Origin of the sequence: Oceaniradius stylonematis (assembly GCF_003149475.2) — a bacterium.
GTDB classification, from domain to species: Bacteria; Pseudomonadota; Alphaproteobacteria; order Rhizobiales; family Rhizobiaceae; genus Roseitalea; species Roseitalea stylonematis.
This window is the reverse complement of sequence record NZ_QFWV02000007.1, coordinates 1-14,971: the sequence shown is the minus strand read 5'-3', so window position 1 is coordinate 14,971 and position 14,971 is coordinate 1. Positions and strand designations below refer to the sequence as shown.

15 protein-coding genes and 1 pseudogene are annotated in these 14,971 nt (G+C 65.5%); 4 read left to right on the top strand and 12 right to left on the bottom strand.

Going from position 1 to position 14,971, the window contains the following annotated elements:
• The first annotated feature begins 18 nt into the window (after window positions 1–18).
• Entirely contained in the window at window positions 19–1,254 is a 1,236-nt protein-coding gene (locus DEM25_RS11025; protein WP_109765833.1) for an MFS transporter, read from the top strand.
• On the opposite strand, the pseudogene recO reads toward DEM25_RS11025, so the two are convergent.
• The 9 genes and pseudogenes from recO to rpoZ form a co-directional block, all read right to left on the bottom strand.
• Window positions 1,255–1,921 (bottom strand): annotated as a pseudogene (recO, locus tag DEM25_RS11020) (DNA repair protein RecO). It abuts the gene before it with no gap.
• Between the two features lie 17 nt (window positions 1,922–1,938).
• A complete protein-coding gene (gene era / locus DEM25_RS11015; RefSeq protein WP_109765831.1) occupies window positions 1,939–2,865 on the bottom strand; it encodes a GTPase Era in 927 nt (308 codons plus the stop codon).
• A complete protein-coding gene (rnc, locus tag DEM25_RS11010; RefSeq protein WP_109766128.1) occupies window positions 2,862–3,590 on the bottom strand; it encodes a ribonuclease III in 729 nt (242 codons plus the stop codon). The genes era and rnc overlap by 4 nt, the downstream gene beginning before the upstream one ends.
• Before the next feature lie 8 nt (window positions 3,591–3,598).
• Entirely contained in the window at window positions 3,599–4,351 is a 753-nt protein-coding gene (gene lepB, locus DEM25_RS11005) for a signal peptidase I (RefSeq protein ID WP_109765830.1), read from the bottom strand.
• Window positions 4,352–4,434: 83 nt separating this feature from the next.
• Window positions 4,435–4,851, bottom strand: a complete 417-nt coding sequence (acpS, locus tag DEM25_RS11000) for a holo-ACP synthase (protein WP_109765829.1) — start codon at window positions 4,849–4,851, stop codon at window positions 4,435–4,437.
• Entirely contained in the window at window positions 4,848–5,471 is a 624-nt protein-coding gene (locus DEM25_RS10995; protein WP_109765828.1) for a DUF2062 domain-containing protein, read from the bottom strand. Before DEM25_RS10995 ends, acpS begins: the two co-directional genes overlap by 4 nt.
• 146 nt (window positions 5,472–5,617) lie before the next feature.
• Window positions 5,618–6,196 (bottom strand): orotate phosphoribosyltransferase, encoded by a 579-nt coding sequence (gene pyrE, locus DEM25_RS10990; protein ID WP_109765827.1) that lies wholly within the window; start codon window positions 6,194–6,196, stop codon window positions 5,618–5,620.
• A 37-nt stretch (window positions 6,197–6,233) separates the two neighbouring features.
• A complete protein-coding gene (locus DEM25_RS10985; RefSeq protein WP_109765826.1) occupies window positions 6,234–8,507 on the bottom strand; it encodes a RelA/SpoT family protein in 2,274 nt (757 codons plus the stop codon).
• 99 nt (window positions 8,508–8,606) lie between these two features.
• Entirely contained in the window at window positions 8,607–8,990 is a 384-nt protein-coding gene (gene rpoZ / locus DEM25_RS10980; RefSeq protein ID WP_109765825.1) for a DNA-directed RNA polymerase subunit omega, read from the bottom strand.
• A gap of 246 nt (window positions 8,991–9,236) precedes the next feature.
• Here rpoZ and DEM25_RS10975 point away from each other — a divergent pair, with 246 nt between their 5' ends.
• A complete protein-coding gene (locus tag DEM25_RS10975; protein ID WP_109765824.1) occupies window positions 9,237–9,827 on the top strand; it encodes a LabA-like NYN domain-containing protein in 591 nt (196 codons plus the stop codon).
• Window positions 9,824–10,501, top strand: a complete 678-nt coding sequence (locus DEM25_RS10970; protein WP_245412877.1) for a uracil-DNA glycosylase — start codon at window positions 9,824–9,826, stop codon at window positions 10,499–10,501. The genes DEM25_RS10975 and DEM25_RS10970 overlap by 4 nt, the downstream gene beginning before the upstream one ends.
• On the opposite strand, the gene DEM25_RS10965 is transcribed toward DEM25_RS10970, so the two are convergent.
• The 3 genes from DEM25_RS10965 to dapA are packed head-to-tail and all read right to left on the bottom strand — an operon-like array spanning window position 10,489 to window position 12,476.
• Window positions 10,489–11,055: a peroxiredoxin gene (locus tag DEM25_RS10965; protein ID WP_109765823.1), complete on the bottom strand. Its 567-nt coding sequence runs from the start codon at window positions 11,053–11,055 to the stop codon at window positions 10,489–10,491. The genes DEM25_RS10970 and DEM25_RS10965 overlap by 13 nt on opposite strands.
• A gap of 3 nt (window positions 11,056–11,058) precedes the next feature.
• Window positions 11,059–11,538 (bottom strand): SsrA-binding protein SmpB, encoded by a 480-nt coding sequence (smpB, locus tag DEM25_RS10960; RefSeq protein WP_109765822.1) that lies wholly within the window; start codon window positions 11,536–11,538, stop codon window positions 11,059–11,061.
• Window positions 11,539–11,564: 26 nt separating this feature from the next.
• Window positions 11,565–12,476 (bottom strand): 4-hydroxy-tetrahydrodipicolinate synthase, encoded by a 912-nt coding sequence (gene dapA, locus DEM25_RS10955; RefSeq protein ID WP_245412876.1) that lies wholly within the window; start codon window positions 12,474–12,476, stop codon window positions 11,565–11,567.
• A gap of 232 nt (window positions 12,477–12,708) precedes the next feature.
• On the opposite strand from dapA, the gene DEM25_RS10950 reads away from it, so the two are divergent.
• Complete coding sequence (locus DEM25_RS10950) at window positions 12,709–14,781, top strand: lytic transglycosylase domain-containing protein (RefSeq protein ID WP_109765820.1); 2,073 nt, start codon at window positions 12,709–12,711, stop codon at window positions 14,779–14,781.
• The last annotated feature ends 190 nt before the right edge of the window (window positions 14,782–14,971 follow it).

The window sequence follows — 14,971 nt, the reverse complement described above, 5'->3', positions numbered from 1 at the left end:
GTTTCGGGAGCTCGATCCATGTCAGCACACGCCACGACCGACACACGCCCGGATTATCCCTGGCTGATCATCGCGAGCGGCTGTCTGATCGCCGCGCTGACGTTCGGCCCGCGTTCGGCGATGGGCTTCTTCCAGATCCCGATGCTGGCCGATACGGGCTGGACGCGCACCGATTTTGGCCTTGCCATGGCGATCCAGAACCTGATGTGGGGGCTCGGCCAGCCCTTCTTCGGGGTCATCGCCGACCGGTTCGGCACATGGCGCGTGCTCGCCCTCTCCGGCCTGATGTACGCGGCCGGCCTGTTCCTGATGGCAACACCCGATTCGCTGTGGTTCCTGCACATGGGCGGCGGCGTGCTGGCCGGCATGGGCATCGCGGCCGGCTCGTTCGGCATCGTTCTGGCAGCCTTTGCCCGCAACGTGACCGCCGAGCAGCGCTCTTTCGCCTTCGGCATGGGCACAGCGGCCGGTTCAGCCGGCATGTTCCTGTTCGCGCCGATCAGCCAGACGCTGATCGATGCGTTCGGCTGGCAGGATTCGCTGCTCATCATGTCAGCACTGATGCTGCTCGTTCCGGTGCTCGCCATTCCGCTGCGCGGCAATTCCGCTTCGGGCCGGACAAGCCAAGCCGACATCGACCAGTCGATCGGCGCGGCGCTGCGCGAGGCGTTCGGCCATTCGAGCTATCTGCTTCTGACCGCCGGCTTCTTCGTCTGCGGCTTTCAGGTCGCTTTCATCACCGCGCATTTCCCCGCCTATATCGCCGATATCGGCATCGATGCGCGCTATGCGGTGATCGGCATCGCCGCCATCGGCTTTTTCAACATCATCGGTTCGCTCGCATCGGGCATCATCGGCCAGAAATACTCCAAGCCGATCTTTCTGGCGCTGATCTATATCGGCCGGTCGATCGCCGTGACCGCATTCCTGCTGTTGCCGCAAACGGGCACGTCGGTGGTCGTCTTCTCGGTGGTCATGGGCCTTTTGTGGCTGTCGACCGTGCCGCCGACCAACGCGCTGGTAGCGATCATGTTCGGCACGAGATATCTCGGCATGCTCGGCGGCATCGTCTTCCTGTCGCACCAGGTCGGCTCGTTCCTGGGCATCTGGATGGGCGGCTACCTGTTCGAGCGGTTCGGCTCCTACGACCCGGTCTGGTGGCTGGGCGTCGCGCTCGGCCTGTTCGCGGCCATCGTCCACTGGCCGATCAAGGAAAGTGCGGTGGATCGCCCGCTGGCCCAACCCGCCGAGTGATCAGGCCGCTTCAGTCAGTGCCTTGCGTGCGGCACGAATGAACCCCGTGCGGCTTTCCGGCGGCGCGATGCCGCGCGCGGCCCAGATGTCGCGGTCCAGAAAATAGCCGGTCATGCGGAACGCATCGTCCAGATCCCCGGGCGGGCATTGGCGCCCTTCCCGCGCGGTCAGGAACGATGGCAGCGGCAGCATCTTCTCCGCCCATGGCGCGCCGGTCTGCCGGTTTACCGCCTGGCCGCTTTTCGGCGAGACATAGGCCAGATCGTGGGTCGCGCCCGATCCGGCGCAACGGTCGAGCGTCAGCCCGAAGCCGAGTTCCTCGAGCAGCCGCAGTTCGAACCGCACCATCAGCGGGCCGGCGAGCGCAGGTTCGGTCAGATGGTCGGCGAGAACGCAGGTCGCCTCATAGAGCCCGCCATGGGGATCGCGTTCGGGCAGCAGCCGCAAATGGGCGCCCAGAAGCTGGATGCCGGCAATCGCGCAGGCGCTTTCCATCAGGCGTGCGGCGTGCAGCGCGACGGGCTCGATCGCGAAGGTNCTTGCGCGAGCGCCCGCCCCGGACAAGGCCGAGATGGCGGCCGTGGTCGCGCGTCATCAGTTCGACGATCAGGCTGGTCTCGCCATGCCTGCGCGTACCGATGATGATGCCCTCGTCGCGCCATTCCATGGGCCGACAATGCGTCGTTAGTCGTGAAAGTCCAGTCCCATCTCGCGATAGCGTTCGGGATCGTCGCCCCAGCGCTCGCGCACCTTGACGAACAGGAACAAATGCACCGGCTGGCCGATCAGCTCGGCGATTTCCTTTCGCGCGGCCATCGAGATCGCCTTGATGGTCTCGCCGCCCTTTCCCAGCACGATCTTCTTCTGGCTGTCGCGCTCGACATAGACGACCTGCTCGATGCGAACCGACCCGTCCTTGCGGTCTTCCCATTTCTCGGTCTCGACGGTCGATGCGTAGGGCAGTTCCTGATGCAGCCGCTCATAGAGCTTTTCACGGGTGATCTCGGCGGCGAGCATGCGCATCGGCAGGTCCGAAAGCTGGTCCTCGGGGTAGAGCCAGGGTCCTTCCGGCATCGCTTCGGCCAGTGCGGCGAGCAGGTCGGCGCAGCCCGAACCGTTCAGCGCGGAGATCATGAAGGTCTGGTCGAAGCCGGCACGCTCGTTGAGCGTTTCCGTCAGTTCCAGCAGCTTGGGCGGATCGATCGTGTCGACCTTGTTGAGGATCAGCCATTTGGGCGTCTTCACATCGGGCAACGTTGCAAGAATCGCCTCTTCGTCCTCGCGGATGCCCTTGCGCGCATCGATCAGGACGAGCGCCAGATCGGCATCGTGCGCGCCGGACCAGGCCGCGCGGACCATAGCGCGGTCGAGTCGGCGTTTGGGCGCGAAGATGCCGGGCGTATCGACGAAGACGATCTGGCTTGCGCCCTCGATCGCAACGCCGCGTACCGGCGCGCGCGTCGTCTGCACCTTGCGCGACACGATCGACACCTTGGCGCCGACAAGCCGGTTGACGAGCGTCGATTTGCCGGCATTGGGCGCGCCGATCAGGGCGACGAAACCGGCGCTTGTGTCCTTCGGCATGCCGGTGATCTGATCTTGCTCGCTCATGACGCCTGCCCCCCGTTCTCGGCCGGCCAGATCCCCTCGCGGACGAGCATGGCGGTCGCCGCACTTTGTTCGGCCTGGCGCTTGGAAGGGCCACTCGCGCGTTCCGGCGGCAGGGTGGCGACGCGAACCTCGACACTGAACGACGGCGCGTGGTCGGGGCCAGTCCGTTCGAGAACGCGGTATTGCGGGGTTTCGGCAAACGCCTTGTGGGCCCATTCCTGCAGTTCGGTCTTGGCATCGCGCCTGGCCGCCATGACATGGCGCGCGCGCTGCGCCCAGCAGCGCTGCACGAAAGCACGCGCCGCATCGAGCCCGCCATCGAGGTAGATGGTGGCGATCAGCGATTCGACGACGTCGGCGCGGACGCTTTTGAGCCGCGCCGAACCCACATTGCCCATGTCGGCTCCGGTGCGGATCAGCGGTGTCAGGGCCAGTTCGTCGGCGACCGAGGCGAGCGTATCGGCATTGACCAGCGCGTTCAGACGCACCGACAGTTCGCCCTCGTCGGCGTCGTCGAACTCGCCAAACAGCATTTCGGCGACGCAAAGGCCGAGCACGCGGTCGCCAAGGAATTCGAGCCGCTCATAGTCGCGGCCGGTGCGCCCGCGGGCACTCGAATGGGTCAGCGCCCGGTCAAGACGCTCCAGATCGGCAAAATCATGACCGGTCACCGTCCGCAGATGCGCCAGCGCCTCGGCCGAAACCGGCGCTGCAGACGCGCGCATCGCCCCGCTCATCGCGCCGCCGATGCGAAGAAGCGGTCGAGCCGCAATTCCGCCGGCCAGCGCCAGACTTCCAGCGGCGAGGCGCCGCCGGCGATCGAGAAGAAGATGATGTTGGCCCGGCCGACGAGGTTTTCCGCCGGCACGAAACCGACATTGAAACGGCTGTCGGCGGAGTTGTCTCGGTTGTCGCCCAGCACGAAATAGTGTCCCTCGGGAACGACGAATTCGCGCGTATCGTCGCCGACCGTGCCCTCGGTGACGTCAAGCGTGCGGTAGCTGACGCCGTTTGGCAGCGTCTCGCGATAGACCCGCACCGGCCGCTGCTGTTCGGTGATGTCGACATCGTCGATGGTGCCGATCGCCTCGCGCTCGACGGGCTCGCCATTGAGGAACAGTGCGCCGTCGCGCATCTGCACCGTGTCGCCCGGCAGGCCGATCACCCGCTTGATATAGTCGAGGCGCGGATTGGAGGGCAGCTTGAAGACCGCGACATCGCCACGCTCGGGTTCGCCTTCCCAAATGCGGCCCTCGAACAGATCCGGTCCAAACGGCAGCGAATAGCGCGAATAGCCATAGGCGAACTTGGAGACGAACAGATAATCGCCCTCCAACAGGGTCGGGCGCATCGATCCGGAGGGGATGGAAAAGGGCTGGAACAGGATCGTGCGGATGATCAGGGCGAGGATCAGCGCCTGCACGATCACCGAAACCACCTCGCCGATGCCGCCGGATTTCTTCTCGGTCTTTTCTGCCACGGTCATGGTCCTGCTCTTGATGATCGGTGTGCGCCGGACGGCGACAAACGGATTTTGCGGGTCTTAGCGTTTCGCGCGCGGCGCGGCAATCACGATGGCACTCCGCCCGGCAGCCGCACGGCCTCGATGACGACGAATGCCTGCGCCAGCGGATAATCGTCGGTTATCGTCAGATGTATGGCTGCTTCATGGCCTTGGGGCAGCAGCATTCGGAGCTGCGCATGCGCGCCGTTGGTCAGCTGCATCGTCGGCTTGCCGCTGGGCAGGTTCACCACGCCCATGTCCCGCCAGTAGACGCCGCGCGCAATACCGGTGCCGAGCGCCTTGGCGCAGGCTTCCTTGGCGGCGAAGCGCTTGGCATAGGAGGCGGCCCGCATTCGCCGGCGCTCCGATCGCTGGCGCTCGATATCGGTGAAGACGCGGGCAATGAAGCGCTCGCCATGGCGCTCGAGCGTCTTTTCGACGCGACGAATGTCGATCAGATCGCTGCCAAGCCCGATGATCATGAGTGGACTTGCTCGCCGGCGCGGGCATTGGCGGCCTCGCATTGCGATTGCGCGGCGGCCAGCGCTTCCTGCCGGGCGATCGCCTTTTGCGCCTTGCGTGCGGCACGGCGGGTCTGGAACGCCGTCAGGCCGAAGCGGGTCAAGAGATAGAAGACAAGACCGGCGACGAGGCCGAGCGGAATGCCGCCGACCAGCATCGGCTTGATGAAGGGCTGCCAGAGGGCGGCAAAGCCCTCTGCGGCAAAAGCCGCGCCGAACTCCTTGCCGTCGGCGCCGTTGGCGTCGATGCCGAGCATCCAGCGGCCGAGCCCAAGCGTCGATGCCCAGATCATCGGAAAGGTGAGCGGATTGCCGACGGCCGTGCCGAAGGCGGCGGCGATCATCGAGCCGCGCACCAGAAACGCGATGAGGAAGGACAGGATGAAATGAAAGCCCATCAACGGCGTGAAGGAGGCGAAGGCGCCCGCCGCAACACCGGCGGCAATCGCATGGGGCGTGGCGCGAATGCGCAGCACCCGCTTGGCGAAGTAACGGGTCGAGCGGGCATAGTTGCGCCGCGGCAGCACCGAGACGCGCAGGCGCGTCAATCGATCTTCTTGCTGGCGGCGTTTGAACAGCATTGCTGGTTTCCGTCATTCATGTGCGGCGCCATGCGCCTTGCGACATGATAGGCCCGAACCGGTTACGAAACGGGCAATTTAATCAGATACGCCCGCAAGCCGGTCGCTTCAAGCGTGACGGCAAAAGGAGCCGAAGCGGCGGACGATCAAAGCGACCGGCTGCCCGGCTTGACGGTGGGCAGTGCGGCCAGTTCGGGCGGCAGCGCATCGGCCGGGTAGGCAGGCACCTCATATTCGGCCAGCGCGATCAGCGGCACGCCGATGTCGGCCTTGCCCGCCGACCGGTCGATCAGGCAGGCAGCCGCAACCACCTCGGCGCCGAGCGCCCTCATGCAGTCCACCGTCTCGCGGATGGACAGGCCGGTGGTCACAATGTCCTCGATGATCACCACGCGGGCACCCTTTTCGATCTCGAAGCGGCGCAGGCGGAATTTTCCATCCTCGCGCTCGACCCAGATGGCCGGCGCCCCCAGATGGCGCGCGGTCTCATAGGCCGGGATCAGCCCGCCGATTGCCGGCCCGACGCAATAGTCGACCGGCTCGCCGACGGCGTCACGCACGCGTTCGGCCAGCGCCCTGCACAGCATCTCGGTCTTGTCGGGATGCATGAAGACGCGGGCCTTCTGGAGGAAAACCGGGCTATGAAGGCCCGACGTCAGGATGAAATGGCCTTCCAGCACCGCCCCGGCGGACTTGAAGATGGACAGGACTTCGTCGGTGTTCATGTGCTCTTTTGATTCCCGCTTGCCGCCGCTGGCCCTTCTACCCGTTTACCCGGTCGGCGGTCGAGACCGCTTCGGACTCGCGCAACTGGCCCAGAAGGCGGGTCAGGTGGCGGATGTCCCACACCTCCAGATCGAAGATCATCTCGGTGAAATCCGGTGCCGTGCGCACCATGGCAAGCGTGTGGATGTTGGCGTCGTTCCGGGCAATGACCTGGGCGATCTCGGCCAGCGAGCCGGGCGCGTTGATCGCGGTGACGATGATCTGCGCCGGAAACCGGGTCCGGTTGGCTTCGTCAATGTCCCAGCGGACATCGACCCAGCGGTCCGGCTGGTCGTCATAGGCGGCAAGCGCCGGCGACTGGATGGGATAGATGGTGATGCCCTTGCCGGGTGTGGCGATGCCAACGATACGGTCGCCGGGCACCGCGCCCTCGGGCGAAAAGCGCACCGGAAGATCGCCGGCGGCACCACGGATCGGCAGCGTCCGGTCCGGCTCGCGGGGCTCGGCATCGCTTCTGGCGCCGGCGGCGGGCGCTTCGCCGTCGGGGAACCGGAACATCATCCCGGATGCGTCGGTGAGATTGAACCAGCCCTCGCCAAGAAGTTCGGCGCTCGCCGGCGCCGACAGCTTCTCTTCCTGAAAGTCGGGGAACACGGCCTTGATGACGTGGGCGGATGCCAGTTCGCCGCGGCCGACGGCGGCCAGAACATCCTCGACATCGGTGTGGGCCAGCCGGCCCAGGCCATCGTTGAGAATGTCGCGCGAGAACGGCCGGCCGGCGCGCTCGAACGCCCGTTCGAGAATGCGGTGGCCAAGGCCCGAATATTGCTTGCGCACCGCGGCGCGGGTCGCCCGCCGGATCGCCGCGCGCGCCTTGCCTGTCTTGACCATCGCTTCCCAGGCTGCGGGCGGCGAAGCCGAGCCGGAGCGGATGATCTCCACTTCGTCGCCATTTTGCAGTTGCGTGACCAGCGGCATGATGCGGCCGTTGATCTTGGCGCCGACGCAGCTGTCGCCGACATCGGTGTGTACCGCATAGGCAAAGTCGACGGGAATCGCCCCGCGCGGCAGCGCGATCAGGCGGCCTTTCGGCGTGAAGCAGAAGACCTGGTCCTGGAACAGTTCGAGCTTGGTGTGTTCGAGGAACTGCTCGGGGTGGTCACCCTCCGACAGCGATTCGATCGTACGGCGCAGCCAGGCATAGGCGTTTGTGTCCTTGAAAGCCGCCGCACCGCCGCCCTTCCCGTTGGGCTTACCCTCGCCGCCCGACGCAGCGCCCTGATCCTTGTAGATCGCATGGGCCGCGACGCCATACTCGGCCACCTCGTGCATGTGCCAGGTGCGGATCTGAAGTTCGACGCGCTGGTTGGACGGGCCGACGATGGTGGTGTGGATCGACCGGTAATCGTTCTGCTTGGGGGTGGAGATGTAGTCCTTGAAACGGCCGGGCACCATTTTCCATTCGCGGTGCACCACGCCGAGCGCCCGGTAGCACTCATCGACCGAGCCGACGATGATGCGGAAGCCGAAAATGTCCGAGAGCTGCTCGAAGGACAGGCCCTTGCTCTCCATCTTCTTGAAGACGGACCAGGCCTTCTTGCGACGGCTTGCGACATCGGCATGGATGCCGTTGTCGGCGAGAAGGCCGCGCAGCGTTGCGGTGATCTCGTCGAGCATGCCCGCATGGCGGTTGGCGATCTGCGCCAGCCGGTCGGAGACGGTGCCATAGGCTTCGGGATTTATGTGCTTGAAGGCCAGTTCCTCAAGCTCGTCGCGCATGTCCTGCATGCCCATGCGGCCGGCCAGCGGCGCATAGATGTCCATCGTCTCCTCGGCGATGCGCGCCCGCTTGTCTTCGCGCATGAAGTCGAGCGTGCGCATATTGTGCAGCCGGTCGGCGAGCTTGACCAGAAGGACGCGCACATCTTCGGAGATGGCGAGCAGCAGCTTGCGCAGGTTTTCCGCCTGGGCGGCCTTCTTTGAAACCAGATCGAGCCGCTTGAGCTTTGTCAGCCCCTCGACGAGGCGCGCCGTGTCCTCGCCGAACAGTTCCTCGATCTCGACCTTGGTGGCCGAAGTGTCCTCGATCGTGTCGTGCAGGAGAGCGACGGCGATGGTCGATTCGTCCATGTGCATGTCGGTCAGGATCGCGGCGACTTCCAGCGGGTGCGAGAAATAGGGGTCGCCCGAGGCGCGCGTCTGCCCGCCATGCTTCTTCATGGCGTAGACATAGGCCTTGTTCAGAAGGGCCTCGTTGACCTGCGGCTTGTAGCGCTGAACGCGCTCGACAAGCTCATATTGCCGCATCATCGGCCGGCGACCTCATGGAAAAAAGCGCGCGGACGACATCGTCCACGCGCTCAATATAGGCATTCAAACGGCTGCCGCGAAAGGCGGCATCGCCGGTAATCAATCGTCGGACTTTTCCGGCGGGACAAGACCCTCGATGCCGGCCAGAAGCTCTTCTTCGCTCATCGCGCCGCCGCCGAAGGTGATCTGCTCGGGCGCATCCGGCGCATCGGCCGTTTCGGCCACATCGGCAATTTCGGCTTCCGGCTCGTCCACTTCGACATGCTTTTGCAGCGAATGGATCAAGTCTTCTTCGAGATCGCCGGGCGACAGCGTCTGGTCGGCGATCTCGCGCAGCGCGACGACGGGGTTCTTGTCATTGTCGCGGTCGACCGTGATCGGCGCGCCCTGAGAGACCTGCCGCGCGCGGTGAGCGGCAAGAAGGACGAGGTCGAAACGGTTGTCTACTTTGTCGATGCAATCTTCGACGGTCACGCGGGCCATGGGCGTTCCTTCGCGGTATTTGCGGGCATGGAGGAGTTGGCCGGGATATACACCGCGTCCCGATGCAAGGCAAGCACGGCAACGGCCACAACAATGCGGCGAAAACCCGGCCTTCCAAACGGCATGCCGACCCGAATTCGGGATTCCCGGCGTTGAATTGACGTAGCGTCATCACAACATCTTGATTTCGCCCCACGCGCGTGAAAAACCGCGGACATACTGTCAGCGATTTGAGAAGGAACGACCATGTTCGACCAACGCGAGAAGATCGCCCTGTTCATCGATGGCGCCAACCTTTACGCGGCCGCCAAGGCACTTGGCTTTGACATCGACTACCGCAAGATGCTCGAACACTTCCAGAAGCGCGGCTACCTGATGCGCGCCTATTACTACACCGCCCTGATCGAGGATCAGGAATATTCATCGATCCGGCCGCTGATCGACTGGCTCGATTATAATGGCTACAAGGTGATCACCAAGCCGGCCAAGGAGTTCACCGATTCCAGCGGACGCCGCAAGATCAAGGGCAACATGGATATCGAACTGACCATCGATGCGATGGAACTGTCGCGCTCGATCGACCATGCGGTGCTGTTTTCGGGCGATGGCGACTTCCGCGTTCTGGTCGACGCGCTGCAGCGCAATGGCTGCAAGGTGTCGGTGGTCTCGACCATGGCCTCGCCGCAGCCGATGATCGCCGACGATTTGCGCCGCAATGCCGACCATTTCATCGATCTGAAGACGCTCGAAGCGGAGATCGGCCGCGCGCCATCCGAGCGGTCCGCCCCCCGCCAGCCGGCCGGCCAGGACGATGATTACGAGCATGAGGACGATTGACCGGGCCTCTGGTGGTGACGGCGCCGCCGGCGGTCGACCCGTCCCATGACTGCGTGCTGTGTCCGCGCCTTTCCGGCCACATCGCCGCCTGGCGGACAAAGGAGCCCGACTGGCACAACGGACCGGTGCCCACCTGGCTGCCGCCGCAAGGCGAAAACGCCGTCCGCCTCCTCATCGTCGGGCTTGCGCCGGGCGCGCGCGGCGCCAACCGGACCGGCCGGCCCTTCACCGGGGATGCGTCGGGAGAGGCCCTGTTCGCCGGCCTTGATCGGCACGGTCTGGCGCGCGGGCACAGGCCGGGTTCCGCCGGCGAGGGTGTCGATCTGATCGGCACCGCGATCACCAACGCCGTGCGCTGCGTGCCGCCGGAAAACCGGCCGGTGGCCGCCGAGATCAATGCTTGCCGCGCCTATCTGGAGCCGACGCTTGCGCGTTTCGCCAAGCTGCAAGCCGTTCTGACGCTCGGCAAGATCGCCCATGACGCTTGCATCCGCGCCTTGGGCGGCAGGGTTTCGGCGCACCCGTTCGGCCATGGCGCGCAAACCGCACTCAATGGTCTGACCATCGTCTCGAGCTATCATTGCTCGCGCTACAACATGAACACGGGCCGGCTGACCGAGGCGATGTTCGACGCGGTGATCGCCGACGTTGCGGGCATGGTTCAGGGCCGCTGAGCGGACAGCCAGTCGATCACGTCGGCAGCGTTCCGGTCGGGCGGGAAGACGGGATAGAGGACGTTTTCGATCACCCCTTCCCTTGCGATGATCGCCATGCGCTTGAGCAGCACCATGCCTTCGACCTCGAAGACCGGCAGGTCCAGCGCATCGCGCAAGGCGCCCGCCGCGTCGCTCAAAAGGTCGAACGGCAGGTGCAACCGGTCGTTCGCCTCGCGCTGATAATCGGTGTTCTGGGCCGAGATGCCGAACAGATGATCGACGCCGAGCGCCTGAAGGTCCGAAAAGTGATCGCGGAACGCGCACGATTGCGGCGTGCAGCCGCGCGCGCCCGCAATCCCGTCCCAGCCGTCCGGCAGAGCCACGCCAGGCCGTCCCGTCATGGGATAGAGATAGAGCACGGCCGTGCCGTTGAGCGCTGCAAGATCGACGCTATCGCCGGCCGTCGAGGCAAGGCGGATATCGGGCAGCCGCATTCCGGCCAGATGGCCCGCCGCGCCATCGTCCTCGGGAACCGGCAGTCCATCGGGCAGCACATTGGGATCTTTTACCATCGCCTACCCCTTCTCCCGCAGCAATCTTGCCTTTTCGCGGTTCCAGTCGCGCTTCTTTTCGGTCTCGCGCTTGTCGTGCAGCTTCTTGCCGCGCGCGACGGCCAGTTCCAGCTTGGCGCGGCCGCGATCGTTGAAATAGAGCCTGAGCGGCACGATCGTCATGCCCTCGCGGTCGGTGGCATTGACCATCCTGGCGATCTCGCGCTTGTTCAGCAGCAGCTTTCGCCGGCGGCGCGGATCGTGGTTGAAGCGGTTCGCCTCCAGATATTCGGGAATGTGGCTGTTGATCAGCCACATCTCGCCGTCTTCGAAGCTGGCATAGCTTTCGGCAATGTTCGCCTCGCCATTGCGCAGCGACTTGACCTCGGTGCCGCGCAGCATCAGGCCCGCCTCGACCACGTCCTGGATTTCGTAGTTGAAGCGCGCCTTGCGGTTTTCCGCCACGAGCTTGCGGGCGGTGTTTTCTTTCTTGGTTACGGCCATGATTGCGAGTTGGGCGGAAGCCCGGCTCAGTTCAAGAGGCCGGCATGGCGCATGGCGTCGTCGATCAACGCCGCGCTGGCGGCCTCGACCGGCACCATGGGCGAACGCAGCGCATTGTGCATGCGGCCAAGCTTGGACAGCGCGTATTTGGCGCCGGACACGCCGGCCTCGACGAACAGCGCCTTGTGAAGCGGCATCAAACGGTCCTGATAGTCCAGTGCCGTGGCATAGTCGCCCGCCAGCATTGCCTCCTGGAATTCGGCGCACAGGCGCGGCGCCACATTGGCGGTGACCGAGATGCAGCCGACGCCGCCCTGGGCGTTGAAGCCGAGCGCCGTCGCATCCTCGCCGGAAAGCTGGATGAAGTCGGTGCCGCACGCCATGCGCTGCTCCGAAACCCGGTCGAGCTTTGCCGTGGCATCCTTGACGCCCCAGATGTTGGGGAAATCGGCGGCCAGTTGCGCCATGGTCTGCGGCGTCATGTCGATCACCGAGCGCGGCGGGATGTTGTAGATGATGATCGGGACATCGACCGCCTGTGCGATGGCGGCGAAGTGCTGATAAAGGCCGCGCTGGTTGGGCTTGTTGTAGTAGGGGGTCACGCAGAGGACCGCGTCCGCCCCGGCCTGCTCGGCATGCTGGGCGAAATCGACCGCCTCGACCGTGTTGTTGGACCCCGCGCCTGCGATCACGGCGGCCCGGCCGGCAGCCTGCTCGGTGCAGATCTCGACCACGCGCTTGTGCTCATCATGGCTCAGCGTCGGCGATTCGCCGGTCGTGCCGACCGGGACCAAGCCCTTCGTTCCCTCCTCTATCTGCCAGTCGACCAGCGCGCGAAACGCCGCCTCGTCGAGGGCGCCGGTGGCGTCGAAGGGCGTCACAAGCGCGGTCATCGAGCCGCGCAGGCGGCTGCGTTCGATCATGGGCCGGTCGGTCATGGCCACAGCTCCAAACATTCATGGTCGCGGGCACAAACAAAAGCCGCGCGACGGCGTGTCGCGCAGCGGGCCCGCTTCGGGTCGGGCTGCACCATAAGGCCCGGGCGAGCGACGGGCAAGCAGTCCTTGCCATGTTACAGGCGATCAACTTTTACGCCCCGTTAACCATCAGTTTACCGCACGGGGAGACCCTCGTCGCAATGCTGCCACGACCTCCGGCAACAAAAGCGCGATGGAACTGAACCACAAACTGATGGCCGGTTTGGCGAGCCTGGGCATTGTCACGCTTGCCGGTTTCGGCGCGCTGACGCTGGTCGGCACCCAGCCGACCCGATTGGCCGAACAGGCATCGGTGTCGGGCGGCATCGATCCGATCGTCACCGCCAGCGTTCCCGCCGCCGACAATGCCGGACACCAGGCCCAGATCGCCCGGCTCGGCGAAGCGCTGACCGCGATCAGCGAGGGCCGCGTCGCCGATGCCAGATCGCTGCGCGATGCGATGCCGGCCGGTTCCGTCGATCGCGATCTGGTCGACTGGACGCTGGCCGCATCGGGTGACCGTGCCGTCGGAGCCGGTGCGATCGCCAAGACCATGCGCCGGCTGGCTGATTGGCCCGGCCAGGACCTTCTGGCGCGCAATCATGAGCGAGCCTTGGCACGCGGGTGGCTGGGCAACATCAAGCTGCGCACCGCATTCGATGCCAGGCCGCCCGAGACGTTCGAGGCCGCCTATGCGCTGGCCAAGGGTCATCTGCGGACCGGCGGCGAGACGAAGGCGCGCGATCTGATCGTCCCCTATTGGCGGACCATGGTGCTGTCTTCGTCGATCGAGCGCGAGGTTGTGGACCTGTTTGACGGTGTGCTGACGCAGGCCGATCACCGCGCGCGCTATGTCGCCATGATGGTGCGTGAACGCATTCGCGCCGGCGCGCGCGTCGCCGACGCCGCCGGCATGGACGGGCTGCACGAGGCCTGGGCGGCGGTGATCCGCGAGGCGCCGGGCGCCGAGGCGCTGATCGCGGATGTGCCCGACGCGTTGCTGGACACGGAAGCCGGCCTTTACATGCGCATCGAGCATCTGCGCCGCACCAACCGGATGGAGGAAGCCGGAGAGCTCTTGGCCGAGGTTCCGTCCGACCCCGATGCGCTGACCAATCCCGATGCCTGGTGGAATGAGCGGCGCATCGTGTCGCGCTCTCTGCGCGAGGCCGGCGCCGTCGAGCAGGCCTATGAAATCGTCTCGGAGCACCGCGGCGGCAGCCCGGCAACGCAGGTCGATGCCGCCTTCCATGCGGGCTGGTATGCGCTGCGCGGGCTGAACGATCCGGCGCGCGCCAGACCGCATTTCGAGCGGATCGAACGGATCGCGCAAGGCGCGGCATCGCGCGCGCGCGGCGCCTACTGGCTCGGCCGGACTGCCGGCGCGGCGGGCGACGAGGATATGGCCCGCGCCCATTTCGAGCGCGCGGCGCTTTATCCGACCAGCTTCTACGGCCAGCTTGCCGCGCAGGCGCTCGGTCATGAAAGGCTCGCCATCGGTCCGATACCGGCCAGCGAAGAGGCACGGCGCGACCTCTCCGCATCGCGGGTGCTGCTTGCGATCGAGCGCCAGACCGAAACCGGCCAGACGCGCTTCCTGCAAACGCTCTATACGGGTCTGGCCGAGCGGTTCGACACGCCGGCGCATTATGCGGCGCTCGCCCGCCATGCCGCCGAGCAGGGCCATCACGCGATCGGTCTGAGGATCGCCAAGCGCGGCCAGTGGAACGGGCACGATCTGGGCCTGGCCACCCATCCCGCCGACGCCATTCCCTCCGACGGTTTTCTGTCCGCTTCCGACCGGGCGCTGGTCTATGCGGTCGCCCGCCAGGAGAGCGAGTTCAACACGAACGCGGTTTCGCGCGCCAATGCGCGCGGCCTTCTGCAATTGCTGCCCTCGACCGCGCGCGACGTGGCCGGGCGCATGGACCTCGCCTACAACGCCGCGCGGCTGACCGCCGATCCGGCCTTCAACGCGCTTTTAGGCACGCAATATCTGGACGAGCAGCGCGACCGGTTCAGCGGTTCGCACGTTCTGACCTTCATCGCCTACAATGCAGGCTCGGGCCGCGCGCGCGAATGGATCGGCCGCTTCGGCGATCCGCGCGGGCTGCCGCTGGAAGAAACGATCGACTGGATCGAACAGATCCCCTTCCCGGAAACGCGCCTCTACGTGCAGAAGGTCATGGCCAACATGACGGTCTACAAGGCGCGCTTCGACCTGCCGCTGACGATCGCGCATGATCTGACGGCGACCGCGGGCTGACCAAGGGCACCCGGAGTTCAGGCGACGGGTTTCGCGGCCGCACAAAACCGGCTACAGACGCGCGAGCAGTTCCGTTGTCCAGACGATCGTTCCGGTGCCTTTCACTCCGCCTCCATTCGACCCCGGCGAGAGCCTTTACTTCTCCGCACGCGACGGATTGCCCATCCATGTGCGCGCCGTCGGGCCGAAG

Excerpts from the sequence above, each read along its gene's own strand:
- era (WP_109765831.1), bottom strand. The coding sequence starts at position 2,865 with ATGAGCGAGCAAGATCAGATCACCGGCATGCCGAAGGACACAAGCGCC.
- DEM25_RS10965 (WP_109765823.1), bottom strand. The coding sequence starts at position 11,055 with ATGGTAAAAGATCCCAATGTGCTGCCCGATGGACTGCCGGTTCCCGAG.
- lepB (WP_109765830.1), bottom strand. The coding sequence starts at position 4,351 with ATGACCGTGGCAGAAAAGACCGAGAAGAAATCCGGCGGCATCGGCGAG.
- DEM25_RS10975 (WP_109765824.1), top strand. The coding sequence starts at position 9,237 with ATGTTCGACCAACGCGAGAAGATCGCCCTGTTCATCGATGGCGCCAAC.
- DEM25_RS10950 (WP_109765820.1), top strand. The coding sequence starts at position 12,709 with ATGGAACTGAACCACAAACTGATGGCCGGTTTGGCGAGCCTGGGCATT.
- pyrE (WP_109765827.1), bottom strand. The coding sequence starts at position 6,196 with ATGAACACCGACGAAGTCCTGTCCATCTTCAAGTCCGCCGGGGCGGTG.
- rnc (WP_109766128.1), bottom strand. The coding sequence starts at position 3,590 with ATGCGCGCGTCTGCAGCGCCGGTTTCGGCCGAGGCGCTGGCGCATCTG.
- DEM25_RS11025 (WP_109765833.1), top strand. The coding sequence starts at position 19 with ATGTCAGCACACGCCACGACCGACACACGCCCGGATTATCCCTGGCTG.
- smpB (WP_109765822.1), bottom strand. The coding sequence starts at position 11,538 with ATGGCCGTAACCAAGAAAGAAAACACCGCCCGCAAGCTCGTGGCGGAA.
- acpS (WP_109765829.1), bottom strand. The coding sequence starts at position 4,851 with ATGATCATCGGGCTTGGCAGCGATCTGATCGACATTCGTCGCGTCGAA.
- dapA (WP_245412876.1), bottom strand. The coding sequence starts at position 12,476 with ATGACCGACCGGCCCATGATCGAACGCAGCCGCCTGCGCGGCTCGATG.
- DEM25_RS10985 (WP_109765826.1), bottom strand. The coding sequence starts at position 8,507 with ATGATGCGGCAATATGAGCTTGTCGAGCGCGTTCAGCGCTACAAGCCG.
- DEM25_RS10995 (WP_109765828.1), bottom strand. The coding sequence starts at position 5,471 with ATGCTGTTCAAACGCCGCCAGCAAGAAGATCGATTGACGCGCCTGCGC.
- rpoZ (WP_109765825.1), bottom strand. The coding sequence starts at position 8,990 with ATGGCCCGCGTGACCGTCGAAGATTGCATCGACAAAGTAGACAACCGT.